This window comes from Kitasatospora sp. NEAU-69, from assembly GCF_057158765.1.
On sequence record NZ_JBWXUE010000015.1, the window covers coordinates 1 to 23187 of the forward strand.

The 23187-nt window shown below is 70.9% G+C and carries 22 protein-coding genes and 1 rRNA gene; 16 read left to right on the forward strand and 7 right to left on the reverse strand.

All coding sequences use genetic code 11. From position 1 onward, the window contains the following. Nucleotides 1–104 precede the first annotated feature (104 nt). A 5S ribosomal RNA gene (rrf, locus tag AC060L_RS18735) occupies nucleotides 105–221 on the forward strand. A 113-nt stretch (nucleotides 222–334) separates the two neighbouring features. On the opposite strand, the gene AC060L_RS18740 is transcribed toward rrf, so the two are convergent. After that, a complete protein-coding gene (locus tag AC060L_RS18740) occupies nucleotides 335–811 on the reverse strand; it encodes an NUDIX hydrolase (protein WP_483799934.1) in 477 nt (158 codons plus the stop codon). A gap of 24 nt (nucleotides 812–835) precedes the next feature. Here AC060L_RS18740 and mshD point away from each other — a divergent pair, with 24 nt between their 5' ends. From mshD to pstB, 8 genes are all read left to right on the forward strand, one after another. Then, the gene (gene mshD / locus AC060L_RS18745; protein ID WP_483799935.1) at nucleotides 836–1840 is read left to right on the forward strand and encodes a mycothiol synthase; all 1005 of its coding nucleotides are present in this window, start codon (nucleotides 836–838) and stop codon (nucleotides 1838–1840) included. 394 nt (nucleotides 1841–2234) lie between these two features. Then, entirely contained in the window at nucleotides 2235–4400 is a 2166-nt protein-coding gene (locus tag AC060L_RS18750) for an RNA degradosome polyphosphate kinase (RefSeq protein ID WP_483799936.1), read from the forward strand. A 42-nt stretch (nucleotides 4401–4442) separates the two neighbouring features. Beyond that, on the forward strand, nucleotides 4443–5570 hold the full coding sequence (locus tag AC060L_RS18755; protein ID WP_483799937.1) for a CHAD domain-containing protein: 1128 nt from the start codon (nucleotides 4443–4445) through the stop codon (nucleotides 5568–5570). Nucleotides 5571–5920: 350 nt separating this feature from the next. Then, a complete protein-coding gene (locus AC060L_RS18760; RefSeq protein WP_483800125.1) occupies nucleotides 5921–6355 on the forward strand; it encodes an NUDIX hydrolase in 435 nt (144 codons plus the stop codon). A gap of 205 nt (nucleotides 6356–6560) precedes the next feature. Beyond that, complete coding sequence (gene pstS, locus AC060L_RS18765; RefSeq protein ID WP_483799938.1) at nucleotides 6561–7700, forward strand: phosphate ABC transporter substrate-binding protein PstS; 1140 nt, start codon at nucleotides 6561–6563, stop codon at nucleotides 7698–7700. A gap of 153 nt (nucleotides 7701–7853) precedes the next feature. Next, nucleotides 7854–8897 (forward strand): phosphate ABC transporter permease subunit PstC, encoded by a 1044-nt coding sequence (pstC, locus tag AC060L_RS18770; RefSeq protein WP_483799939.1) that lies wholly within the window; start codon nucleotides 7854–7856, stop codon nucleotides 8895–8897. After that, on the forward strand, nucleotides 8894–9976 hold the full coding sequence (pstA, locus tag AC060L_RS18775) for a phosphate ABC transporter permease PstA (protein WP_483799940.1): 1083 nt from the start codon (nucleotides 8894–8896) through the stop codon (nucleotides 9974–9976). Before pstC ends, pstA begins: the two co-directional genes overlap by 4 nt. Nucleotides 9977–10019: 43 nt before the next feature. After that, entirely contained in the window at nucleotides 10020–10796 is a 777-nt protein-coding gene (gene pstB, locus AC060L_RS18780; RefSeq protein WP_483799941.1) for a phosphate ABC transporter ATP-binding protein PstB, read from the forward strand. A 171-nt stretch (nucleotides 10797–10967) separates the two neighbouring features. On the opposite strand, the gene AC060L_RS18785 is transcribed toward pstB, so the two are convergent. Continuing rightward, on the reverse strand, nucleotides 10968–11957 hold the full coding sequence (locus AC060L_RS18785) for an anion permease (RefSeq protein WP_483800126.1): 990 nt from the start codon (nucleotides 11955–11957) through the stop codon (nucleotides 10968–10970). 11 nt (nucleotides 11958–11968) lie between these two features. Beyond that, nucleotides 11969–12589 carry a DUF47 domain-containing protein gene (locus tag AC060L_RS18790; RefSeq protein WP_483799942.1) on the reverse strand — a complete coding sequence of 207 codons (621 nt, stop codon included), beginning with the start codon at nucleotides 12587–12589 and terminating at the stop codon, nucleotides 11969–11971. Between the two features lie 330 nt (nucleotides 12590–12919). On the opposite strand from AC060L_RS18790, the gene AC060L_RS18795 reads away from it, so the two are divergent. Further along, complete coding sequence (locus tag AC060L_RS18795) at nucleotides 12920–13279, forward strand: metal-sensitive transcriptional regulator (protein ID WP_483799943.1); 360 nt, start codon at nucleotides 12920–12922, stop codon at nucleotides 13277–13279. Between the two features lie 68 nt (nucleotides 13280–13347). Here the strand turns inward: AC060L_RS18795 and AC060L_RS18800 are convergent, their stop codons facing one another. Together AC060L_RS18800 and AC060L_RS18805 are read right to left on the reverse strand one after the other, a co-directional pair. After that, nucleotides 13348–13533, reverse strand: coding sequence for a hypothetical protein (locus AC060L_RS18800; RefSeq protein WP_483799944.1), 186 nt, complete (start codon nucleotides 13531–13533; stop codon nucleotides 13348–13350). A 167-nt stretch (nucleotides 13534–13700) separates the two neighbouring features. Then, nucleotides 13701–14603, reverse strand: a complete 903-nt coding sequence (locus AC060L_RS18805) for an SCO4651 family lipoprotein (RefSeq protein ID WP_483799945.1) — start codon at nucleotides 14601–14603, stop codon at nucleotides 13701–13703. Between the two features lie 232 nt (nucleotides 14604–14835). On the opposite strand from AC060L_RS18805, the gene AC060L_RS18810 reads away from it, so the two are divergent. Beyond that, nucleotides 14836–15078 carry a hypothetical protein gene (locus AC060L_RS18810; RefSeq protein ID WP_483799946.1) on the forward strand — a complete coding sequence of 81 codons (243 nt, stop codon included), beginning with the start codon at nucleotides 14836–14838 and terminating at the stop codon, nucleotides 15076–15078. Between the two features lie 19 nt (nucleotides 15079–15097). On the opposite strand, the gene AC060L_RS18815 is transcribed toward AC060L_RS18810, so the two are convergent. Together AC060L_RS18815 and AC060L_RS18820 are read right to left on the reverse strand one after the other, a co-directional pair. Further along, complete coding sequence (locus AC060L_RS18815; protein ID WP_483799947.1) at nucleotides 15098–15826, reverse strand: phosphatase PAP2 family protein; 729 nt, start codon at nucleotides 15824–15826, stop codon at nucleotides 15098–15100. A gap of 212 nt (nucleotides 15827–16038) precedes the next feature. After that, entirely contained in the window at nucleotides 16039–17187 is a 1149-nt protein-coding gene (locus AC060L_RS18820) for a C40 family peptidase (RefSeq protein ID WP_483799948.1), read from the reverse strand. 396 nt (nucleotides 17188–17583) lie between these two features. Between AC060L_RS18820 and AC060L_RS18825 the strand changes: the two genes are divergently transcribed. The 5 genes from AC060L_RS18825 to AC060L_RS18845 all read left to right on the forward strand — a co-directional run bounded on the left by AC060L_RS18825 (nucleotide 17584) and on the right by AC060L_RS18845 (nucleotide 23167). Continuing rightward, nucleotides 17584–17901: a hypothetical protein gene (locus AC060L_RS18825; protein WP_483800127.1), complete on the forward strand. Its 318-nt coding sequence runs from the start codon at nucleotides 17584–17586 to the stop codon at nucleotides 17899–17901. Between the two features lie 91 nt (nucleotides 17902–17992). Next, nucleotides 17993–18829, forward strand: a complete 837-nt coding sequence (locus tag AC060L_RS18830; protein ID WP_483799949.1) for a hypothetical protein — start codon at nucleotides 17993–17995, stop codon at nucleotides 18827–18829. Continuing rightward, the gene (locus AC060L_RS18835) at nucleotides 18819–20129 is read left to right on the forward strand and encodes a hypothetical protein (protein ID WP_483799950.1); all 1311 of its coding nucleotides are present in this window, start codon (nucleotides 18819–18821) and stop codon (nucleotides 20127–20129) included. The genes AC060L_RS18830 and AC060L_RS18835 overlap by 11 nt, the downstream gene beginning before the upstream one ends. A 6-nt stretch (nucleotides 20130–20135) precedes the next feature. Then, on the forward strand, nucleotides 20136–21710 hold the full coding sequence (locus tag AC060L_RS18840; RefSeq protein WP_483799951.1) for an SCO6880 family protein: 1575 nt from the start codon (nucleotides 20136–20138) through the stop codon (nucleotides 21708–21710). Nucleotides 21711–21811: 101 nt separating this feature from the next. Further along, entirely contained in the window at nucleotides 21812–23167 is a 1356-nt protein-coding gene (locus tag AC060L_RS18845; RefSeq protein ID WP_483799952.1) for an ATP-binding protein, read from the forward strand. Nucleotides 23168–23187 lie beyond the last annotated feature (20 nt).

Here is a 23187-nt window from a genome sequence, read left to right on the forward strand (position 1 = left end):
GCCGAGGGCTTGTCCTCAGTTGCTCGCGTCCACTGTGTTGTTCTGAAACAACGACCCCACACCGTCTTTATCTGGGTGTGGTGCGGTTGACAGTTTCATAGTGTTTCGGTGGTCATAGCGTGAGGGAAACGCCCGGTTACATTCCGAACCCGGAAGCTAAGCCTTACAGCGCCGATGGTACTGCAGGGGGGACCCTGTGGGAGAGTAGGACGCCGCCGAACAATCATTCAGGGAAAGCCCCTGGCCAGCAATGGCCAGGGGCTTTTTCGCGTTTCCGTTCCGGAACAGCCGGGTCAGCCGGAACAGCCGCCGCGACGACCGGTCCGGTTCCCCGTCAGCCCTGCGGTGCGATGCGGCCGATGGCCGGCCGCTCCCGGTACAGCGCGAGAGCGATGTCCACGAGTGAGACCCGCGGCAGCTTCTCGACCTCGGCGAGCGGGATCCAGGCGGCCAGATCGGTCGAGCCGTCCGACTCGTTCCGCAGCTCGCCGCCGGTGATCCGGCCCTGGTAGATGATCCGCAGCCCGTGGAAGTCGCGCGGCGACGGACCGTTCCCCGGGCCGGGCGGATAGATCACGTGGTGCGAGTCGACGCCGAGCAGCCGCTCCAGCTCGACCACGTATCCGGTCTCCTCCTCGACCTCGCGGATGGCCGCGTCGTACGGGTCCTCACCGTGGTCGAGCCCGCCGCCGGGCATGGTCCACAGCTTCTCCCCCTCCTGGGAAACCCAACGGGCGAGCAGGATCCGCTCGTCCTCGACGCAGACCGCGTAGGCGGCAGGACGGACTCTTCGTATGGCATCTGACGACATATGAGGCAGCGTAAGGTCCCACGTATGGAGATCGCCACGAACATCACCCGCGCCGACGCCCTGAGCCTCGGAGAACTCCAGGCCGCGCAGGACGTGCTGCGCGCCGCCGCCGCGCAGGACGGGCGGGAGGCCGTCTCGGAAGCCGGCCGGCTCCGGCTGCGCGTGGACAGCCCGCGGCCCGGGATCCGGCACGTCGTCCAGACCCGTGCCGATGCGCCGGCCGGCTACGCGCAGCTCGAAGTCCCCCAATCGCCGTCCGAGCCGTCCCAGCCGGCCGCGCCGTCCGAGCCGCCGCAGGCGCCCGCGGTCGCCGAGCTCGCCGTCCACCCGGCGGTGCGCGGCCACGGGCTGGGCCGGGCGCTGGTCGATGCGGTGCTGACCGAGGCCGGCCCGGGCCGGGCGGTCGACTTCTGGGCCCACGGTGGCCACCCCGCCGCGCACCGCCTCGCCGAGCGGTACGGCGCCGAGCTGGTCCGCGAGCTGCGCCAGATGCGTCGCAGCGGCCCGTTCGGCACCCCGGTCGAGGCGACGCCGCTGCCGGACGGGGTCGTCCTGCGCAGCTTCCGCCCCGGGGTGGACGACGAGGCCTGGCTGCGGCTCAACGCGCTGGCCTTCGCGCACCACCCGGAACAGGGCTCGTGGACCGCGGGCGATCTGGCCGACCGGTTCGCCGAGCCGTGGTTCGACCCGGCGGGGTTCTTCCTGGCGACCCGCGGTGACCGGGTGGTCGGTTTCCACTGGACGAAGGTCCACCCGGCCACCGAGTCGGGCCCGGCGCTCGGCGAGGTGTACGTGGTCGGCGTGGACCCGGCGGAGCAGGGCAACGGCCTGGGCCGGGCGCTGACCGCCGCAGGTCTGCGCCACCTGACGGGCGAGCGCGGGCTGGAGACCGTGCTGCTCTATGTGGACGCCGACAATCCGGCCGCTGTGCGGGTATATGAACGACTGGGGTTCGCCATCCACGAGGTGGACCTGGTCTACCGGGTCCCCGGTTCGGCGCAGTCCGTGGCAGCTGCCGCAGAAGCCTGATCCGGGGCCGTCCCGAACCGGGCGGACACTGGAGAGGAGCGGCCGAGAGGCCGGGAGAGAGGCGGGAGACAGCGGCGCCGGCCGTCCCGCCCGGCGTGCGGTCATTGCTGTTCGCCGGAGGGCTGCGGGGCCGACTGCGTCAGCTTTCCTCCTGGCCATGCGGTGTTTACCGTGGATTCAATTAGCGCCGCGAAGATCACAGGATGACGTCCGTAGTGTCTCGCTCCCGCAGCTCTGGCCACACGGCCGGGCCCGGTCCGATATCGGTCCCGGAGTCCGCCGGGCCGGCGCGGCCGGCGAGCAGCCCGGACGCCCGCCGCTGGAGGAGCTGGACCTCATGAGCATGCCCCGCCCGGTCCCGGCCGGAGCGCCCGACGCATCTGGAGCCAACGGAATGCCCGAGTCCGCGGCCGTCCCCACACCGTCCCGGTTCAACGCCGTGCTCGGCGTCGCGCTCGACCAGTTCCCCGACTCGCAGGGCGAGGACGCGCTGCCGCAGGGCCGGTTCCTGGACCGCGAGCGCAGCTGGCTGGCCTTCAACGAGCGGGTGCTGGAGCTGGCCGAGGATCCGCAGGTTCCGCTGCTGGAGCGGGCCAAGTTCCTGGCGATCTTCGCGAGCAACCTCGACGAGTTCTTCATGGTCCGGGTGGCCGGACTGAAGCGCCGGATCGCCACCGGTGTCGCGCAGCGCAGCGCCTCGGGCCTGCAGCCGCGCGAGGTGCTGGACCAGATCTGGACCCGCTCGCGCGAGCTGATGGCCCGGCACGCGGCGACCTTCCAGCAGGACGTGCTGCCCGACCTCGCGGAGGAGGGCATCGAGCTGGTCCGCTGGTCGGAGCTGACCGACAAGGAGCAGGCCCGGCTGCACAACCTGTTCCGGCAGCAGATCTTCCCGGTGCTGACCCCGCTGGCGGTGGACCCGGCGCACCCGTTCCCGTACATATCGGGGCTGAGCCTCAACCTGGCCGTGGTGGTCCGCAACCCGGTCTCCGGCCACAAGCACTTCGCCCGGGTCAAGGTCCCGCAGTCCCTCTCGCGTTTTCTGGAGGCGTCCCCGCAGCGGTACGTGCCGCTGGAGGACGTGATGGGCGCGCACCTGGAGGAGCTCTTCCCGGGGATGGAGGTGCTCGCCCACCACGCCTTCCGGGTCACCCGCAACGAGGACCTGGAGGTGGAGGAGGACGACACCGAGAACATCCTCAAGGCGCTGGAGAAGGAGCTGATGCGCCGCCGCTTCGGCCCGCCGGTCCGGCTGGAGGTGGAGGAGTCGATCGACCCCTACATCCTCGACCTGCTGGTGCGCGAGCTGAACATCACCGAGGCCGAGGTCTTCCCGCTGCCCGGGCCGCTCGACCTGACCGGCCTCTTCGGCCTGGCCGACCTGGACCGCCCGGAGCTGAAGTACGCCAAGTTCGTGGCCGGCACCGCGCGCGGTCTGACCGACGTCGAGTCCGCCTCGCAGCCGGACATCTTCGCGGCGATGCGCGAGCGCGACGTGCTGCTGCACCACCCGTACGACAGCTTCTCCACCTCGGTCCAGGCCTTCCTGGAGCAGGCGGCCGCCGACCCGCACGTGCTGGCGATCAAGCAGACGCTGTACCGCACCTCGGGCGACTCGCCGATCGTGGACGCGCTGATCGACGCGGCCGAGTCCGGCAAGCAGGTGCTGGTGCTGGTCGAGATCAAGGCGCGCTTCGACGAGCAGGCCAACATCAAGTGGGCCCGCAAGCTGGAGGAGTCCGGCTGTCACGTGGTCTACGGGCTGGTCGGCCTGAAGACGCACTGCAAGCTCTCCCTGGTGGTCCGCCAGGAGGGCGAGACGCTGCGCCGCTACGCGCACGTCGGCACCGGCAACTACCACCCGAAGACGGCCCGGCTCTACGAGGACCTCGGGCTGCTCACCGCCGACCCGCAGGTCGGCGCGGACCTGTCCGACCTGTTCAACCGGCTCTCCGGCTATTCGCGCCGCGAGTCGTACCGGCGGCTGCTGACCGCGCCGCGCGGGCTGCGGGACGGTCTGCTGGCCCGGATCCAGAACGAGGTCGCGCACCACCGGGCGGGCCGGCCCGCCTCGGTGAAGATCAAGGTCAACTCGATCGTCGACGAGGCCGTGATCGACGCGCTGTACCGGGCCTCGCAGGCCGGTGTGCCGGTGGACGTCTGGGTGCGCGGGATCTGCGCGATCCGGCCCGGCGTGGCCGGGCTGAGTGAGAACATCAGGGTGCGCAGCATCCTGGGCCGGTTCCTGGAGCACTCCCGGATCTTCGTCTTCGGCAACGGCGGCGACCCCGAAGTCTGGTTCGGCAGCGCCGACATGATGCACCGCAATCTGGACCGGCGGATCGAGGCGCTGGTCCGGGTCGCCGATCCGGCGCACCGCGCCGAGCTGTCCCGGCTGTTCGACCTCGGCATGGCCGACGACACCGCCTCCTGGCACCTGGGACCGGACGGCGCGTGGACCCGGCACAGCCAGGACGCCGAAGGCCACCGGCTGCGCGACATCCAGGAGACCCTGGTCGACTCGCGCCTGCGGCGGCGGAGTTCCTCCACCTCGCTCTGACCATCTGTCGCCTGCCCTGGGGGAACGGGGAGTACCGAAGACATGACTGACGCGCCCATGACGGCCCCGGCGTCCACCGCGACCGCCGCGGAGGTCCTCTCCGGCTATCTGACCGGCCAGGCGGGCAGTTTCCTGCGTGCCCTGCCCCAAGCGGTGGGCGAGGCCGGGGCCCGGCCCGGCAGCCTGCCCTCGCTCAACTCGCCCGGTGGCACCGCCGGGACCGGCGACCTGCTGCGGGCGGTCCGCCGGATCGGCGGCGCGCTGCACACCTTCGCCGCGTTCTTCGACCCGGACTGGGCGCAGGAGTCGCGCACCGAGCTGCGCTGGCTGCTCAACCTGCTCGCCCAGGAGCCCGCGTACCTGCGGCGCTCGGTGCGGCTGCTGGCGGCGCTGGACTCGCTCAGCGCCACCGGGCCGTCCGGCGGGCCAGGCATGCTGGCCGGGCACCAGGGCGCGCCGAAGGCCCGGGCACTGCTCGACCGGCAGCTGACGCTGGCCCGGACCCGGGCGCACAGCAATGTGCTGCAGGAGCTGCGCTCGGCCCGGCTGCACGCGCTGGCCGACCGGATGACGCTGCTGGTCGGCGACGCACCACTGCTCGGCCCGGCGGCCGGGCGGGCCGGTGAGCTGCTGCCGCCGCAGGCCGCGGGGGCCTTCGGCGAGCTGGTCGCCACCGCCCAGGGGCTGCCGCTGCGCCGGGCGGCGAGCGCGTACCAGGGCGATCCGCGGCACCGGCTGGTCGCCGGACCGGCCGGTCCGGTGCCGGCCCAGGGCAGGACGGCACAGGGCAGGACGGCCCAGGGCGGGTCGGCACAGGGCAGGACGGCGCCGGCGGCGGACGCGGACACCGCGCTGGCGACCGACGACGCGCCGTGGCACCGCACCCGGATCCTGGTCAAGCGGGCCCGCTACGCGATCGAGGTGTGCGGCGGCCAGCCCACCGAGCTGGACGCGCTGGACCAGGTGCTGGACCGTCAGCAGGAGGCGGCGGACGCCGCCGCCACGGCCGCCACGGCGGCCCGCACGCCGCGGATCACCCCGGCCACCGCCTACGTGCTCGGAGTGGTGCATGCTGATCAGCGACTGGAGGTCGAGGCGGCCAGGTACGCCTTCGGCACCCAGTGGCCGAATCTCCCGCATCACGGATGGCATGAATGGGCGAGCGCCTGACCTCGGAGCAGCGCCGGCAGCAGCCGGGACCCCGGATGGCGGCGGCCGGCGCGCCGAGCGCCTCGGCGGCCCGGCACGCCGAACGGCTCGAACGGGCGCTGGGGGCGCAGCGGGCCGCGGGCAGGGGGCGCGGCAAAGGCTCGCCCGCCGGGCCGGCGGGGCTGCGGACGGCCGGTTCGGACCGCCGTCCGGCCGCTGCGCCGTACGGTGACAGCGGGCCGTGCCGCGACAACGGGCCGTACGGCGACGGAACGCAGCACGGCGGCGGACCGGACGAAGCCGTGCGGCTCGGCGGCGGCGCGGCTGCGCAGCACGGCGGCGCACGCAAGAGTGGTGCGCACGCCGGCACGATCCTGGCGGCCGGTGCGGTGCTCTGGCTGCCCGGTGAGCGGCGCAAGGACGGCTCGCTGCGGCAGCCGCGGATCGCGCTGATCCACCGGCCGAAGTACGACGACTGGAGCCTGCCGAAGGGCAAGCTCCACCCGGGGGAGAGCGCCTGGCAGGCCGCGCTGCGCGAGGTGGCGGAGGAGACCGGGCTGAGCTGCCGGCTGCTCGCGCCGCTGCCGTCCCAGTACTACCTGGCACAGGGCCGGCCGAAGGAGGTCCGGTACTGGTCCGCGGTTCCGGTGGCCGGCGAGTTCCGGCCGAACCGGGAGGTCGACCGTTTGAAGTGGCTGAAGCCGCAGAAGGCCCGGGCCAAGCTGACCCACGACCGGGACCGACTGCTGGTGGACGCCCTGCTCGCTCATTTGGCGGAGCGTGTCTTGGTCGATTCCTTGCCGTGATGCAACCGTGACTACCGGCCAGTGTTTCCTGGCATCCTTTCGAGGTTCACTCTCCGTTCACTTGCGACCGGCTGATGTGTCACCTGCCCGGCCTAACTTCGGTCCTACCGGAGGGCCGGAGAGGCCCCGGACCACAGCAAGGTCCGCCCCGCCCGACCAAGACGCGGTCGGGCACGCGCGGACCGTGCCAAAGAAAGGGACACCTGTGAAGCTCCAGCGGAACGGCCGCACCAAGGCCCTCGCAATCGGTGCCGTGGCGCTCGTCAGCACGCTGTCGCTCGCGGCCTGCGGCTCCGACAACAACAGCGCCAAGACCACCACCTCCGCCTCCGGTGGCGCGTCCACCGCCGCGGCGATCACCTGCGCCTCGAAGCAGGCTCCGCTGCAGGGTGCCGGCTCGACCGCGCAGGGCAACGCCATCGACGTCTGGAAGGCCGCCTACGGCACCGCCTGCTCCGGCACCCAGGTCAGCTACAACGGTGTCGGCTCCGGCGCCGGTGTCGCGCAGTTCAACCAGGGCAAGGTCGCGTTCGCCGGCTCGGACTTCGCGCTGAAGGCCGCCGACGTCACCGCCTCCAAGGCCGTCTGCCAGAACGGTGGCCAGGCCATCGACCTGCCGATGGTGGCCGGTCTGGTCACGCTGGTCTACAACGTGGACGGTGTGAACAACCTGGTCCTGGACGGCCCGACCTCCGCCAAGATCTTCGACGGTCAGATCACCCACTGGAACGACCAGGCGATCGCCGCCCTCAACCCGGGCGTCACCCTGCCGGCCGACGCGATCCAGACCTTCCACCGCTCGGACGACTCGGGCACCAGCTACAACCTGACCTCGTACTTCGCCAAGACCTCGGGCGGTGCCTGGTCCTACCCGGCCAGCAAGACCTGGGCGGGCAAGGGTGGCCAGTCGGCCAGCGGCAGCGCCGGTGTCGCGGCCCAGATCAAGCAGGTCAAGGACTCGATCGGCTACGTCGAGCTGTCCTACGCGCAGAACAACAGCCTGAAGACCGCGCAGATCTCCACCGGCGCCAGCAAGCCGGTCGACGCGACCGCCGCCAACGCCGCCATCACCCTGGGCAACTCCACCGTGGTCGGCACCGGCAACGACCTGGCGCTGCAGCTCGACTACGGCACCAAGGCCGAGAGCGCCTACCCGATCGTCCTGGTGACCTACGAGATCGCCTGCGACAAGGGCAACAACGCCGCCACGCTCGACAGCCTGAAGTCCTTCTTCACCTACATCTCGAGCAGCACCGGCCAGCAGGCCATCGCCGACAAGGGCTACGTCCCGATGCCGACCCCGGTCGCCAGCAAGGTCCAGGCCGCCATCGGCACCCTGAGCTGACCCGAGCACCACGCTTGACGGCCGGCGGTCCCCGATCGGGGGGTACGGGACCGCCGGCCGACGTTCCACCCGCACACCGACTCGTCCGGGGCACCGCCGCCATGGTGCCGCCCGCCCGCCGGGCAGCACCGCCAGACCGGAGTTAAGAACCTCATGACTTCCTCCCCGCCGCCCGGCTTCAGTGAGAAGCCCGGGCCGCCCGCGTCCACCGCGGCGCGCACATCCGCTTCCGTCGACCGGCCCGGGCAGAGCTCCCTCAAGGGCAGCAGCCGCCGGGGCGACGGCTTCTTCTTCGGCCTCTCGGCCGGTTCCGGGATCCTGCTGCTGGTCCTGATGGCCGCGATCGCGGGCTTCCTGATGTACCGCAGCGGGATCGCGATCAGCAAGGACAAGAGCAACTTCCTGACCACCTTCGGGTGGGACCCGGACAACATCCTGAAGCCCAGCTTCGGCATCGCCGTGCTGGCCTTCGGCACGATCGTCAGCGCGGCCATCGCGATGGTCATCGCGGTCCCGGTCGCCATCGGCATCGCGCTGTTCATCTCGCACTACGCGCCGCGCAAGATCGCCCAGCCGTTCGCCTACCTGGTGGACCTGCTGGCCGCGGTGCCCAGCATCATCTACGGCCTGTGGGGCGCGCTCTTCCTGGTGCCGCACCTGAACGGCCTGATGAGCTGGCTGAACGAGTACCTCGGCTGGACCTACATCTTCAAGACCAGCGACCCGGGTGCCCCCGCGCGCAGCCTGTTCACCGTGGGCATCCTGCTGGCGATCATGGTCCTGCCGATCATCACCGCGGTCAGCCGCGAGGTGTTCCGCCAGGTCCCGCGGATGCACGAGGAGGCCGCGCTGGCCCTCGGTGCGACCCGCTGGGAGGTGATCCGCACCGCCGTCCTGCCGTTCGGTCGTCCCGGCATCATCTCGGCCTCGATGCTGGGCCTGGGCCGTGCGCTCGGCGAGACGATCGCGGTCGCGGTCGTGCTCTCCTCCAGCAGCCAGCTGTCGCTGCACATCCTGGACGCGGGCGGCGGAACCTTCGCGCAGAACATCGCGCTGAAGTTCGGTGAGGCCGGCTCGCTCGGCAAGGACGCGCTGATGGCCGCCGGCCTGGTGCTGTTCGTGATCACTCTGCTGGTGAACGGTGCGGCCCGGCTGATCATCGCTCGCCGCAAGGAGTACTCGGGGGCCAACGCATGACGACCGCGTCTTCTGTGGCGGACCGCAAGCTGGTCCCGCAGCTCAACCACTCGCTCACCGCGGCCCGGCTGCCGCGCTGGGCCCCGGCCGGGGTGGCCGTGCTCTCGATCGCGCTCGGTTGCGGGATCGGTGCCGGTGCCGGCCTGATCAGCCACCTGCAGTGGGGCCTGATCGCGGCACTGCTCTTCGTGGCGATCACCTTCGGCCTGTCGACCAAGGTCGAGGGCGTGCGCCAGGCCAAGGACCGGATCGCCACCTCGCTGATCTGGGTCGCCTTCATCCTGGCGGTCATCCCGCTGATCTCGCTGATGGTCTACACCATCCAGCAGGGCGCCTCGACCGTGAACGGCGACTTCCTGACCCACTCGATGCGCGGCGTGGTGGCCTCCTCCGGCCCCGGCGGCGGCATCTACCACGCACTGCTCGGCACCCTGCAGCAGATCGGCCTCGCCACCGTGATGGCCGCCCCGATCGGCCTGCTCACCGCCGTCTACCTGGTCGAGTACGGGCGCGGCCCGCTCGCCAAGGCCGTCACCTTCTTCGTCGACGTGATGACGGGCATCCCGTCCATCGTCGCCGGTCTGTTCGTCCTCTCCGTCTGGAACATCGCGCTCGGCTTCCAGTACTCCGGCTTCTCGGGCAGCCTCGCGCTGGCGATCCTGATGATGCCGGTGGTCGTCCGGTCCACCGAGGAGATGCTCAAGCTCGTTCCCAACGAGCTGCGCGAGGCCTCGTACGCGCTCGGCGTGCCCAAGTGGAAGACCATCCTGCGGATCGTCCTCCCCACCGCGATCGGTGGCATCACCACCGGCGTGATGCTGGCCATCGCCCGCATCGCGGGTGAGACCGCTCCGGTGATGATGCTGGTGGGCGTCTGGGACTCGATCAACGCCAACCCGTTCGTCGGGCCGCAGGAGTCACTGCCGGTCTTCATCTGGCAGCAGTACTCCCAGGTCAACAACCAGTACGGCTACGCCCGCGCCTGGGGTGCCGCACTCGTGCTGATCGCACTGGTGATGGCGCTCAACCTCATCGCGCGCGGCATCGCCCGCTGGCGTTCGCCGAAGACCGGCCACTGACCGACCGACTGACGTACGAACAGACGAGAGAAGACGAAAGATCATGGCAAAGCGCATCGACGTCAGCGGACTGTCGGCCTTCTACGGTGGGACCAAGGCCATCGAGGACATCTCGATGACCGTCGAGCCCCGCTCGGTGACTGCTTTCATCGGCCCCTCCGGCTGCGGCAAGTCCACCTTCCTGCGCACCCTCAACCGGATGCACGAGGTGATCCCGGGCGCCCGGGTCGAGGGCAAGGTGATGCTGGACGACGAGAACCTCTACGGAGCCGGCATCGACCCGGTCGCCGTGCGGCGCACCGTCGGTATGGTCTTCCAGCGCCCGAACCCGTTCCCGACCATGTCCATCTACGAGAACGTCGTGGCCGGACTGAAGCTCGCGGGCGTGCGCAAGAAGGCCGTGCTGGACAACGTGGTGGAGCACTCGCTCAAGGGTGCCAACCTCTGGAACGAGGTCAAGGACCGGCTGAACAAGCCGGGCGCCGGCCTCTCCGGCGGCCAGCAGCAGCGTCTGTGCATCGCCCGCGCGATCGCGGTCGAGCCCGAGGTGCTGCTGATGGACGAGCCCTGCTCGGCCCTGGACCCGATCTCCACGCTGGCGATCGAGGACCTGATCGGCGAGCTGAAGGAGCGGTTCACGATCGTCATCGTGACCCACAACATGCAGCAGGCGGCCCGTGTCTCGGACCGCACCGCCTTCTTCAACCTGGCCGGCGTCGGCCAGCCGGGCAAGCTGATCGAGCTGGACGACACCCAGCGGATCTTCTCCAACCCGTCGGTGCAGGCGACCGAGGACTACATCTCGGGCCGCTTCGGCTAAACCGTCAGCGCCGGGCCACAGGGCCCGGCGGCGAGTGACGAGAACAAGCTGCTCCACGGTGCTGCATGGCGGTGCCGCCGCGGAGCGATGAGGAAAGGGCCCGCCCCCGGGACGCGGGGGCGGGCCCTTTCTGTTCTCCGGCCGGCGGGTGCCGGCGGGTGCCGGTCTGGCTCAGCCGACGGCCATGTCGGTGAGCCAGTAGACCAGCGCGGCGGTCAGCGCCGCGGCCGGCATGGTGATGAACCAGCCGAGGACGATGTTCTTGGCCACTCCCCAGCGGACCGCCCGGACCCGCTTGGTGGCGCCCACACCCATGATCGCCGAGGTGATCACGTGGGTGGTGGAGATCGGCGCCTTGAAGACGTACGACGTGATGTACATGATGGTCGCCGCGGTGGACTCGGCCGCGAAGCCCTGCGGCGGGTCCAGCTCGATGATCTTGCGGCCGAGCGTGCGCATGATCCGCCAGCCGCCCGCGTAGGTGCCCAGCGAGAGCATGGTGGCGCAGGAGACCTTCACCCAGATCGGGATCCCGTTGCCGCTCTGGTGGCCGGAGATGGTCAGCGCCATCACCACGATGCCCATGGTCTTCTGGGCGTCCTGCAGGCCGTGGGCCAGTGCCATGGCGGCGGCCGAGGCGGTCTGCGCGACCCGGAAGTTGCGCTTCGCCCGGTGCGGGTTGGCCCGCCGGAAGATCCACAGGATGGCCAGCATCACCAGGTAGCCGAAGATCAGGCCGACGATCGGCGAGACCACCATCGGGATGATGATCTTGTCCACCACGCCGGACCAGATCACCTTGGTGCCACCGGCCAGCGCCGCGCCGACCAGACCGCCGAAGAGCGCGTGCGAGGAGGAGGACGGCAGGCCGTAGTACCAGGTCAGCAGGTTCCAGGCGATCGCGCCGATCAGCGCGCCGAAGAGGATGGTCATCCCCTGCGAGCCCTGCGGGGTCTCGATCAGCCCCTTGGAGACGGTCTGCGCCACACCGCTGCCCAGGAAGGCGCCGGCCAGGTTCATCACCGCGGCCATCGCGAGCGCGGCCCTCGGGGTCAGCGCCCGGGTGGAGACCGAGGTGGCGATCGCGTTCGCCGAGTCGTGGAAGCCGTTGGTGTAGGTGAAGAAGAACGCCACGCCGATGACGCAGATGAGTGCTGCCATGTTCACGCTGGTCAGGACTCCTTGACGGCGATGGTCTCCACCGTGTTGGCGACGTGCTCGAAGGCGTCGGCGGCCTCCTCCAGCACGTCCACGACCTGCTTCAGCTTGAGCACCTCGATCGCCTCGTACTGGCCGCTGAACAGGTGCGCGAGCAGCTTGCGGTGGATCTGGTCGGCCTGGTTCTCCAACCGGTTGATCTCGATCCAGTACTCGTTCAGGTTCGACATGCTGCGCAGGCCGGGCATCGCGCTGGCGGTCAGCTCGGCGGCCCGGGCGAGCACCTCGATCTGCTCCTCGACGCCCTTGGGCAGCGACTGGATGTCGTAGAGCACGACCAGGTCGACCGCCTCCTCCATGAAGTCCATGATGTCGTCGAGCGAGGAGGCCAGGCTGTAGATGTCCTCGCGGTCGAAGGGCGTGATGAACGAGGAGTTGAGCTGGTGGAAGATCGCATGGGTGGTGTCATCGCCCGCGTGCTCGGCGGCGCGCATGCGCTCGACGATCTCCGCTCGGGCCGACACGTCTGAACCCAGTAGTTCCAGCAGGAGCTTCGATCCGACGACGAGGTTCTCCGCGGCGGCGGCGAACATGTCGTAGAAGCTCGTCTCCTTCGGGGTCAGGCTAAAACGCACGGAATTCTCCGATGGGCGGGGGCGGGACTGAACGATGCTAGGTGCTCTGCGACGGGATTGTGCAAACGGGGTGTGCAGCCTGGAACCGGATGCTCCTCTTCCAGTCGTCGTCCGGCCGGGGCCTTGGCCGGAACCGAGCGGCACCCGCACCTCGCTGTGCGGACGTGCGGTCCCAGTCTGACGGAACCGGGCACGGAATGCGCTCGTGCTGCGCTTGGTGATCCATATCCGCCGCTCGGACGGGGTAACCCCGAAGCATCGTCAGGTGCGGGACACTGGTGGGGCACCGGCGGGGACCGGCCGGACAAGGACGAGAGCGGGGCAGGGCCGATGACCACCGAGAGCACGGGCACCGAAGACGCGGACACCGCGGGCGCGGGCGGGCCCGCGGCGACGGGCGGCCACGGCCCGCACGGCTACAGCTCGCACAAGCCGGACCACCTCAAGCGGCTGCGCCGGATCGAGGGCCAGGCCCGCGGTCTGCAGCGGATGGTCGAGGAGGACGTCTACTGCATCGACATCCTCACCCAGGTCTCGGCGACCACCAAGGCCCTGCAGTCCTTCGCGCTCTCGCTGCTCGACGAGCACATCAAGCACTGCGTGGCGGCGGCCGTCGAGGAGGGCGGCGCGGCGATGGACGAGAAGGTCGCCGAGGCGATGACCGCGATCGGCCGGCTGCTGCGCAGCTGAGGAGCGGCAGACCGGTTGACCGGCTGACCCGGCTGATCGGGTGGCTGAGCGGCCGGCCTGAGCCGGGATCAGTCCTGCGCCGGCTCGGACTGCGGGCCGCCGGGCGGCTGTTGCAGCAGCACCTCGTCGATCCGGGCGGTCGGCAGCCGGTCGGCGGTGCTGTCGGTGGCGGCGATCATCAGCTCGCCGGCCAGCTCGATCTCGTCGAGCGCCGCGCTCTCGTGGCCGACCGCTCGATCCGCGGAGGACGACACCCCGCACCACCCCTTCAGCGTCCGCACCCCGGGGCAGAAGCCACCCGTCTCCAGCCTAGACAGTGCGGGGCCCGCACCCCATGGCACGGACGGGCCATCTCTGCCGCCGAAACGGGTGGCCGCAGCCGCTGAGGACCGGTCAGCGGCCGCCGGGGGCCGACGGAGTGTCACTTCGGTGTGCCGTTGTCCTTCATCTCCACCACGTCGGCGGCGGCCGGCTCGGCCACCTGGACCGGACCGCCGAAGCCGTTCAGCGTCAGCGACGAGGTCACCGTCACCTGGTCCTTGGGGTCCTTGGAGCCGGCCACTCCGGCGAACGTGAAGACCTCGGTCACCTTGTTCAGCCGGCCCTGGGAGTCGAGCCAGGCGTCGAACGGGACGTCCTTCACGGTGAACGCGGCGGCCGCCATCCGCAGGCCGTACGCGCCCTCGCCGCCGGTGGCGTCCGCGGCCTTGGCCAGGTCCAGGGTGCCCTTGAGGTGCTTGAGCGGGATCCCGTTCACGGTCTCGTCGCCGACCACGCTCGCCTGCTGGACGCCGCGCAGCGCCCCGGCCGCGCTGGCCGGGTCGGTGGCGCCGTTGCTGATCAGATTGCCGTCGGCCAGCTGGCGGACGTCCAGCTTGACCCACTTGCCCTGCGGCACCTTGGCGCCGCTGTTCTGCAGGAAGACGACGCCGGGCTCGACCACCTCGACCACCTTGCCGGTGGTCGCCGCGCCCGGCGGCACGGAGACCTCCAGGCGCCCGATCCGCTTGACGTAGTCGTAGTCGCCGGTGCCGGTGAACGAGGCCTTCTTGTCCGCCGACTCGGTGGTCAGCTGGGTGGCCGCCTGGGCGGAACCGGCCCGTCCGGTGATGTCGGCGGCGTCGCGCACCGCGGTCACCGGGTCGTCGGAGAGCTTGTCGGCGGGCGCACTGTGGGTGGCCGCGTCACCGCCGGTGCCCGGCGAGGCGTCGGTCGAGCCGGAACCCGATCCGGCGCCGGAGCAGGCGGCCAGCGAAGCGGCGAGCAGTGCGGCGGCGGCCGCTGAACCGAGGAACCGCGCACTCTGGCGCGGCGACTTCGTCATGGTGATCTCAGCCCCCATGGTGTTTTCAACCCCCTCGGGCCGGTGCCCGGCAGGCCGCCGCCCCTGGGTGGACGGCGCCGTCACTGCGAGAACGAGCGCTGCCGCATCCGGTTACGAGCCAACCGGCGCGTGTTGCGCGGCGCGCGCCGGTGTTGGAGCGCCATGCGCCGGGCGTCGTGCTTGGGGGGATGAGCTTCGTGCTCCGGGAGCTGCCCGGGTTACCGTGAACGACGTGCATCCCGAGCTGTCGGCGTCGTCCGACCGTCATGCCATAGCCGATCCCGACCCGCCGCCGGCCGCGCCGGCCGCCGGTCACCAGGTGACAGTGGCCGAACGGGGCTCCTTCGCCCTCGCGAGCTGTAGCTGTGGCTGGTTCGCACCGGCCCGCCGCTCGCGGGACAGGGCCAGACGGGACGCCGCGGACCACCTCGCCGAGAACGGCGTCGGCAGTGCCGTTCTCGGCGAGACCGGCTGAGAGCCGACCGCCCGGCGGATCAGGCCGCCAGGTCGGACTCGGTCGCCCGCTCCGAGGCGGGGTCGGCGGGCTGCCCCGCCACCGAGCCGTCCGCCCGGCGACGCCGCCGGCCACCGCGCGGGCTGCCGGCCGGACCGGCGGTGATCAGCGGTGCGGCGGCGGTTCTGGCCACCGCGTGGCAGAGCGGCACCAGCACGGCCATCGCGATCGGCGCGAGCAGCAGCACCACGGCCGTGGCCAGCGCGTAGCCGCCGAGCACGTCGGTCGGGTAGTGCACGCCCATGAACATCCGGCAGAAGCCCTGGAGCAGTGCCAGGACCCCGGCGATCGCGCCCAGGCGGCGGTTCACCAGGAAGAGCGCCACCGCGACGCTCATCGACATCGTCGCGTGGTCGCTGACGAACGAGTGCGTACCGGCCTTGCCGGCCACCAGCACGTCCAGCCCTGGATGGTCCACGAACGGGCGGGGCCGGTCCACGATCGCGGCGATCGGCAGGTTGATCAGCTCGGCGATCGCGACCGAGAGCGGCGCCCAGAGCAGCCCGGCCACCGCCACCGGGGCGTCCGGCCGGCGGCGGGCGGCCAGCCAGCCGACCGCGCAGAGCGTGAAGAGGCCGAGCAGGATGCCGTACTCGCCGATCCAGGAGACCAGCGAGTCCAGCCAGCCCGGGGACTCCTTGGCCCAGCCGTTGACGGTGTAGAGCAGGCCGAGGTCCGGGTTGCCGGTGTCGGCCAGCAGCGTGGACACGCCGTACCTCCTGGGTTCTGCCGGCTGGTCGGCACGATGGTCGGTTCCATGATCAGGTCGTTCTGCCTCTGGACAGAACGACCTGGGCGGGCCACAGCGTTCCACGAGAACGGACTGTTATGGAAACTTGACGCAACGTGCAAGATCTGGCAGTCCGTCAACCCCTCGGCACGGCAGCCCGTCAGTCGGCCCGTCAGTGCGTCGTCCCCGCCTCAGGCGTGTGCGGTGGGCTGGGGTGGCGCCGCCGCCGACTGGCTCGCCTGGGGTGCGGCCGGCGGTGTCGTCGTGGGGGTGGTGCTCGCGCTGCCCGGGGTGGTGGCGGGCTGCTGGCCGGGGCCGCCGTTGCGGGTGATCGTGCCGTCGGAGCCGCGGACCGGCAGTGCGGCCGCGCCGTCCTGGGTCACCCGGGTGGCGCCGATGTAGTCCGCCTGGTCGATCGTGTCGTAGCGGATCACCGCGCCGGTGTGCGGGGCGTTGATCATGTAGCCGCCGCCGACGTAGATCCCGACGTGGTGGATGCTGCGCGGGTCGTTCAGGTCGGTGGCGAAGAAGACCAGGTCGCCCGGCCGCAGTTGGTCGCGCGAGGGGTGCGGGCCGGCGTACCACTGGTCGTTGGCGACGCGCGGCAGCGTGATGCCGACCGAGGCGAACGCGGCCTGGGTCAGGCCCGAGCAGTCGAACCGGCCGGCCTGCGAGGGCAGGCCCTCGCCGCCCCACAGGTACGGTGTGCCGAGCTTGGTCTGGGCGAAGTAGATCGCGCCCGAGGCCTGCGCGGAGACGGCGATGCTGTTGTTGACCGGGGCGGCGAAGCTCTGCTGGAGCGCCTCGATGGAGCGGACGTAGCCCTGGGTCTCGGTGAACGGGGGGATGCCGTTGTACTGCAGCACGCGGTTGTAGCCGGCGTTGTAGGCGGCGAGCATGTTGCCTTCGTGGTCACCCGGGACGCCAGCGGTCTTCTTCGCCATGTCGCAGTCCATGTTCGCCATCGAGGGGATCGCGTCGGCCGGGTCCAGCGGGTCGGCTTTGCCGTCGTGGTTCGGGTCGATCCCGTACTCGCCCCAGGTGTCCGGCATGAACTGGGCGATACCAATGGCTCCGACGCCACTGCGTGCTGACGGGTCGAAACCACTCTCCTGGTAAAGCTGAGCCGCCAGTTGCGGCGGGCTGATCTGCGGGCAGTAGTTGCCCCACTGCTGCACAAGTCCCTGATAGGCGGCCGGAACCGTGCCGGGGGCGAGCCCCTGGCCACTTCCGTACTGCGATACGCCGCTGGCCGCGTACGTGCCGAGGACGAGCAGGCCGAGGAGGCCGAACAGAACAGTGCCCGCGATCGCCGCCGGGGCGCCTTTCCGGAGTACCATCAGCACCATCCCGATGCAGTGTCAGAGCGCTTGTGCCCCTTGGGCGGAGCCTCCGGCGCGGCAGCGGAACGCATATGCCCCCCGCACGCGCCAGGTCGATCGGCCGACACCCCCGTAAGTCTGCTGCAAGGCGTTGCTCAGCGCAATCATCGGAGATACAAAGAGTGAGCGCTATCCTTCCTACAGTGGACATCCTGGCCTACGTGTCCCGTGGCTCGCGACCAATCCTCCAGAAGTAGCCAAGTCGACATCAGATCTGGCCAAGAATAGGTCCCGGCCCTTCGCTCCTCTCCGGTGTTGGGCCTTGAATTGCCTGATCGGGCGGTGAGACAGGAAATGCACGTGAGTGAGGCAGTGAGCAGTGTGGGTAACACGGTGAGTGGATACGCAAGTGGCCTGCTGGCTGCGGACCCGCCGCCGGCCAAGGGCAACATCAACACGATCATCGGTGGCATCGCGCCGGACTGGGGGCCGTTCTCCACGCTCGGCTCGGAGGCGCGGATCATGGTCGAGGTGGTGATGGCGGTCGCCATCCTCGCCTGCCTGGCCATCGCGGTCTGGGGCGCGGCCAAGCAGCGCATCGGCGCGACCGCGATGCGTGACACCTTCAGCGCCGAACAGGGCAAGGGGCTGATCATCGCCGGGCTGACCGGCGTGTTCATCATCGGATCTCTGGGCACGCTGTTCACCATTGTGTACGGCATGGCCATCTGACGATCACACAGTCGTCTCAGCAGACCAGCAGACCCACTCGCCAGTTCACGCTGGAGCCCTACCACCGGCTCCCCGTCCCAGGAGGGCCGCCGTGCCGTTGCCCGACGACCAGCCGCACACCAGAACGCGGCTGCCGGTCGGCGAACAGTCCTCCGCGCCGCCGTCGGGCCGTCAGGCCAGGCCGCTGCGCACCCTGCTGACGGTCCTGGTCGTGGTCACGCTGCTGGTGCTGGCCATCTCGATCGCCAACAACGGCAAGTCCGCTCCGGCCGGCGAGAGCGGCGCCCAGCAGTCACTCGCACCGCTGCCACCGGCGTCCTCGTCGCCGGTGAGCTCGGCGCCCACCGCGCCGAGCGGTGACCAGCCCGTCAGCACCACGACGACCAACGGCATCGGCACCGGCTACCCGCACACCGAGCCGGGCGCGCAGTCCGCGGCGGCCAACTACGCCGTCGCGCTGGGCGGCCTGGACATGTTCCGGACCGACGGGCGGCACGCGATAGTCGCCGCGATCGCCGACCCCGGCTCCGCCACCGCCCTGCAGACCAGGCTCGACCAGGCGATGTCCCCTGCGGTGCTCGCCGGCCTCGGGCTGGACGCCCAGGCGCACGCGCCGGCCGGCCTCACCTTCGTCAGCCGCGCGGTACCGATCGGCACCCGCACCGACGGCTACACACCCGACGGCACCAAGGCGTACGTCTGGTGCGTCGGCCTGAGCGGTCTGGCAGGCGTGGGCTCCAGCAAGCCGGTGCGGGAGAGCTGGTACACCCTCACGCTCAGCCTGCACTGGACCGGTAGCGACTGGAAACTCACCGACTTCGGCCAGCAGGCCGGTCCCGCCCCGGCCCCGGGTGACCAGGAGGCGTCCAGTTCGGACGAGATCACTGGCGCCGTCCAGCAGTTCGGAGGCTTCCGCTATGCCCGCTGACGCCCGCGAACACTCCTTCGTCCGCCGCGCGGGCCGCCTCGGGACGGCGATGGCCGTGGCGCAGCTCGGCGCGATCCTGCTGGCCCAGCGCGCCTTCGCGGCGCCGGGCGCGACCGCCTCGCCGGGCGCGACCGCTTCTCCGTCGCCCGTGGCGCCGAGTCAGCAGCCCTGCAACTTCCCCCTTCCCGGGGCCGACACGGTGTGCGGTACCAATCCCGGTACCAACCTCCCCGGTTCCAGCACCGTGGGCAGCGTCACCGACCCGCTCGGTTCGCTCGCCAGGGCGTTCGCGCAGGCTGCCGCCTGGGTGGTGCGCAACGTGTCCGGGCAGATCAACGGCACCACTCAGGTGGACTTCACCAACGCCTCGTTCCTGCAGCAGTACGCCGTCGTCTTCGCCGGCTCCACCGTGATCACGCTCGTGCTGTGGCTGCTCGCGGTCACCAAGCGCGCGGTGCGCGGGGTGCCGCTGAGTCAGGCGTTCTCGGAGGCGATCGGCTTCCTCTGGCTGACCGTGGTGGCCTCCGCGTTCACGCCGCTGATCCTCTACACACTGGTCGGCGCGACCGACGGGCTGACCACGGCGATCATGTCCGGCACCAAGGCCGACACCAGCAGCTACCTCGGCAGCTTCGCCGACACGCTGGAGCACGGCACGATCGGCGGCGGGCCGCTGATCCTGATCCTGGTCTCGCTGGTCGCGGTGCTGGCCGCGGTGGTGCTCTGGCTCGAACTCTTCATCCGCGCCCTGATGCTGTACATCGGCGCGCTGCTCGGCACCGCGGTCTACGCCGGGCTGGTCGACAAGCAGCTGTGGAAGCACGTGCGCCGCTGGGCCGGCCTGATGACCGCGATCGACCTCGCCAAGCCGGTGATCGTGATCATCCTCGGGCTGGCCGGCGCGCTGGCCACCAGTGCCGGCGCCTCGGACGACTTCTCGCACGTGATCTCGGGGCTCGCGATCCTGCTGCTGTCGATCTTCGCCAGCACCGCGATCTACCGCTTCGTCCCCGGGTTCGGCGACGAGATGATGCACCTGCGCCAGGCCCGGGCCAGCGCGGTCTCGGCCGGATCGGCGATGATCAACGGGCCCGCCAACCTGGTCAAGCAGGGCATCTCCACGCACGGTTCGCGCGGTGGTGCGGAGGGCGGGGGGTCCGGCGGCAGTGCGGCCGCGGGCGGCGGCGGTGCCGCGGCGGGGATCGCCGCGCATGCCTCGCGCGCCTCGGCCCCGCCGGCGCCCAACGTCCGGCCGGCCGCCCCGCCGGCCCAGGCACAGAATCCAGGGAAGGGAGGGTGACGCACCATGAGCAGTGAACCGTTCGGCCAGTTCGGGGGGCAGTACGCCCAGCCGCACGTCCACCAGCGCCGTACCTACCTGATCGGCAAGTCCCGGCCGAACGCGCCGATCGGGCGCAACCGTGAGTCCGGCGAGATCATGCTGATCATCTTCGGCGCCTTCCTGGGCATGCTCTGGGGCCTGCTGATGCCGGTCCTGGCGCTGCGGATCGCCGGTCTGGTCGGCCTGCCGCTGCTCGCGATCGCCGCCGTCTACGTGCCCTACCGGCGGCGCACCTTCTACCGCTGGGTGGAGATCAACCGCACGTACCGGCGCACCCTGCGCAGCGGCCGGGCGATCTGGCAGTCCACCGCGATGGACGCCGGCACCCGGTTCGACGGCCGCGAGATCGAGGTCGGCCCGCCGCCGGGGGTCGGGCGGCTGCGCTGGCTGAGCGCGCCGTTCGGGCCGGACGAGGTCGGGGTGCTGATGCACCTGGAGCGCCGCACGGTGACCGCCGCGATCGAGATCGAGGGACCGGGCGTCGGCCTGCGCGACTCGGAGGACCAGGAGGCGCTGGTCGACCGGTTCGGCACGCTGCTCAAGCACGTCGCGAACGGCGACGGCTTCGTGACCCGGCTGCAGATCCTGGCCCGCACGCTGCCCGCCGACCCGGACGCGCACGCGAAGGACGTCGAGCGGCGCGGCGACCACGACGCCCCGCGCTGGCTGCAGGACTCCTACGACCAGCTGCAGTCGATGGTCTCCACCTCCTCCGAGCAGCACCGGGCGTACCTGGTGGCCTGCATGCACTACACCCGTGACCTGGCCGCCGAGGCGCACGCGATGGGCCGCACCGCCACCGGCGAGCGGGCCCGGGACGACGACGGCCTGGCGGCCGTGATGGCCCGCGAGCTGACCGACATCTGCGCCCGGCTGGCCGAGGCGGACATCCGGGTCCGGCAGCCGCTCGGGCAGGCCAGGCTCTCCTCGCTGCTGCACTCGATGTACGACCCGGACCACCCGATCGACCACATCCAGGCGATGAGCCGGCGCAACGCCTGGCCGGCCGAGCTGGACGCGACCGATCCGCAGTACCTCCAGGCCAAGACGCGTGAGTCGCAGACCCGCGAGCCGTGGTGTCACGCCACGGCCTGGATCAAGGAGTGGCCGCTCACCCCGGTGGGCGTCAACTTCCTGGCGCCGCTGCTGGTGCACACGCCGGACGTGATCCGCACGGTCGCCGTCACGATGGACCTGGAGCCGACCGACGTCGCGATCGAGCGGATGCTGACCGAGAAGACCAACGACGAGGCCGAGGCCAGCCGGGCCGCGAAGATGAACCGCACGGTGGACCCGCGCGACCTGGCGCACACCGGCCGGGTGGACCAGCGCGGTGACGACCTCGCCTCCGGCGCCGCCGGGGTGAACCTGGTCGGCTACATCACGGTCTCCTCGCGCAGCCCCGAGGCGCTGGCCCGGGACAAGCGGACGATCCGCGCGTCGGCCGGAAAGAGCTACCTCAAGCTGGAGTGGTGCGACCGCGAGCACCACCGGGCGTTCGTCAACACCCTGCCGTTCGCCACCGGCATCCGCCGCTGAGCCGATCCGGCCGAGCCCTGCCCGCCGAGGCCGTCCAGCCCGGCCCGTCCCGCTGAACCCGTCCCGCTGAGCCCATCCCGCCGACTCTGGGGGCCCACCCGATGCAATCGCCCATGTCCTCGCTCACCGACGCCTTCACCAGTCTGATGTTCGGCAAGGTGGAGACCACCCGGCTGCCCGTGCGCACCTCCACCGGCCAGGCCCAGGCGGTCTACCTGCCGACCGCCGCGCCGGGACTGGGCGACTCCGGGGTGATCATCGGACGTGAGGTGTACAGCGGCAAGGGGTACGTCTACGACCCGTTCCAGCTCTACGGTCAGCAGCTGCCGGCCCCGCACTGGCTGGTCCTCGGCGAGTCCGGCAACGGCAAGTCGGCGCTGGAGAAGACCTACGTGCTGCGCCAGCTGCGGTTCCGCGACCGCCAGGTCGTGGTGCTGGACGCGCAGGGCGAGGACGGCGTCGGCGAGTGGAACCTGATCGCCAACGCGCTGGGCATAAAGTCGATCCGGCTCGACCCGATGGCGGCCCGGGACGGCGGGGTCAAGCTCAACCCGCTCGATCCCGCGATCACCACGACCGGCCAGCTGTCACTGCTGCGCACCATCATCGAGGTGGCGATGGGGCGCGGCCTGGAGGAGCGGGCAGGCTTCGCGCTGAAGGCCGCGCACGCGCACGTCCGGGCCACCGTGACGGACCGCCAGCCGATCCTCGGCGACATCATCGACACGCTGCGCAAGCCCGACCTCTCCTCGGTCGAGTCGCTCGGCGTCGCGCCGGACGAGGTGCAGTCCTGGGGCCTGGACGTGGCGCTGGTGCTCGACCGGCTGGTCGACGGCGACCTGCGCGGCATGTTCGACGGGTCCACCACGACCGGGATCGACCTGGACGCCCCGCTGATCGTCTTCGACCTCTCGCACATCGACCGCAACTCGATCGCGATGCCGATCCTGATGGCGATCGTCGGCGTCTGGCTGGAGCACACCTGGATCCGGCCCGACCGCAGGAAGCGGATCTTCCTGGTCGAGGAGGCCTGGCACATCATCAACAGCCCCTTCGTCGCGCAGCTCTTCCAGCGCCTGCTGAAGTTCGGCCGCCGCCTCGGGCTGTCCTTCGTGGCGGTCGTCCACCACCTCTCGGACGTGGTGGACGGCGCGGCCGCGAAGGAGGCCTCGGCGATCCTCAAGATGGCCTCCACCCGGACGATCTACATGCAGAAGGCCGACGAGGCCCGCGCCACCGGACGGGTGCTCGGCCTGCCACGGTGGGCGGTGGAGATCATCCCGACGCTCTCCCCGGGCATCGCGGTCTGGGACGTCAACGGCAACGTCCAAGTCGTCAAGCACATCATCACCGAGGCCGAGCGCCCGCTCGTCTACACCGACCGCGCGATGACCGAGGACGCGGTCGCCGAACGGATCCGCGCCGAGCGCCAGCTGGAGGCCGAGCCGGGCGTCTGAGCCCGGCCGCCCGGCCGCCC

Coding starts and splice junctions, on each gene's coding strand:
- AC060L_RS18785 (WP_483800126.1), bottom strand. CDS start 11,957: ATGGCAGCACTCATCTGCGTCATCGGCGTGGCGTTCTTCTTCACCTAC.
- AC060L_RS18750 (WP_483799936.1), top strand. CDS start 2,235: ATGCCCGAGTCCGCGGCCGTCCCCACACCGTCCCGGTTCAACGCCGTG.
- AC060L_RS18795 (WP_483799943.1), top strand. CDS start 12,920: ATGACCACCGAGAGCACGGGCACCGAAGACGCGGACACCGCGGGCGCG.
- pstA (WP_483799940.1), top strand. CDS start 8,894: ATGACGACCGCGTCTTCTGTGGCGGACCGCAAGCTGGTCCCGCAGCTC.
- AC060L_RS18740 (WP_483799934.1), bottom strand. CDS start 811: ATGTCGTCAGATGCCATACGAAGAGTCCGTCCTGCCGCCTACGCGGTC.
- AC060L_RS18820 (WP_483799948.1), bottom strand. CDS start 17,187: ATGGTACTCCGGAAAGGCGCCCCGGCGGCGATCGCGGGCACTGTTCTG.
- AC060L_RS18835 (WP_483799950.1), top strand. CDS start 18,819: ATGCCCGCTGACGCCCGCGAACACTCCTTCGTCCGCCGCGCGGGCCGC.
- mshD (WP_483799935.1), top strand. CDS start 836: ATGGAGATCGCCACGAACATCACCCGCGCCGACGCCCTGAGCCTCGGA.
- pstB (WP_483799941.1), top strand. CDS start 10,020: ATGGCAAAGCGCATCGACGTCAGCGGACTGTCGGCCTTCTACGGTGGG.
- pstC (WP_483799939.1), top strand. CDS start 7,854: ATGACTTCCTCCCCGCCGCCCGGCTTCAGTGAGAAGCCCGGGCCGCCC.
- AC060L_RS18805 (WP_483799945.1), bottom strand. CDS start 14,603: ATGACGAAGTCGCCGCGCCAGAGTGCGCGGTTCCTCGGTTCAGCGGCC.
- AC060L_RS18840 (WP_483799951.1), top strand. CDS start 20,136: ATGAGCAGTGAACCGTTCGGCCAGTTCGGGGGGCAGTACGCCCAGCCG.
- AC060L_RS18755 (WP_483799937.1), top strand. CDS start 4,443: ATGACTGACGCGCCCATGACGGCCCCGGCGTCCACCGCGACCGCCGCG.
- AC060L_RS18845 (WP_483799952.1), top strand. CDS start 21,812: ATGCAATCGCCCATGTCCTCGCTCACCGACGCCTTCACCAGTCTGATG.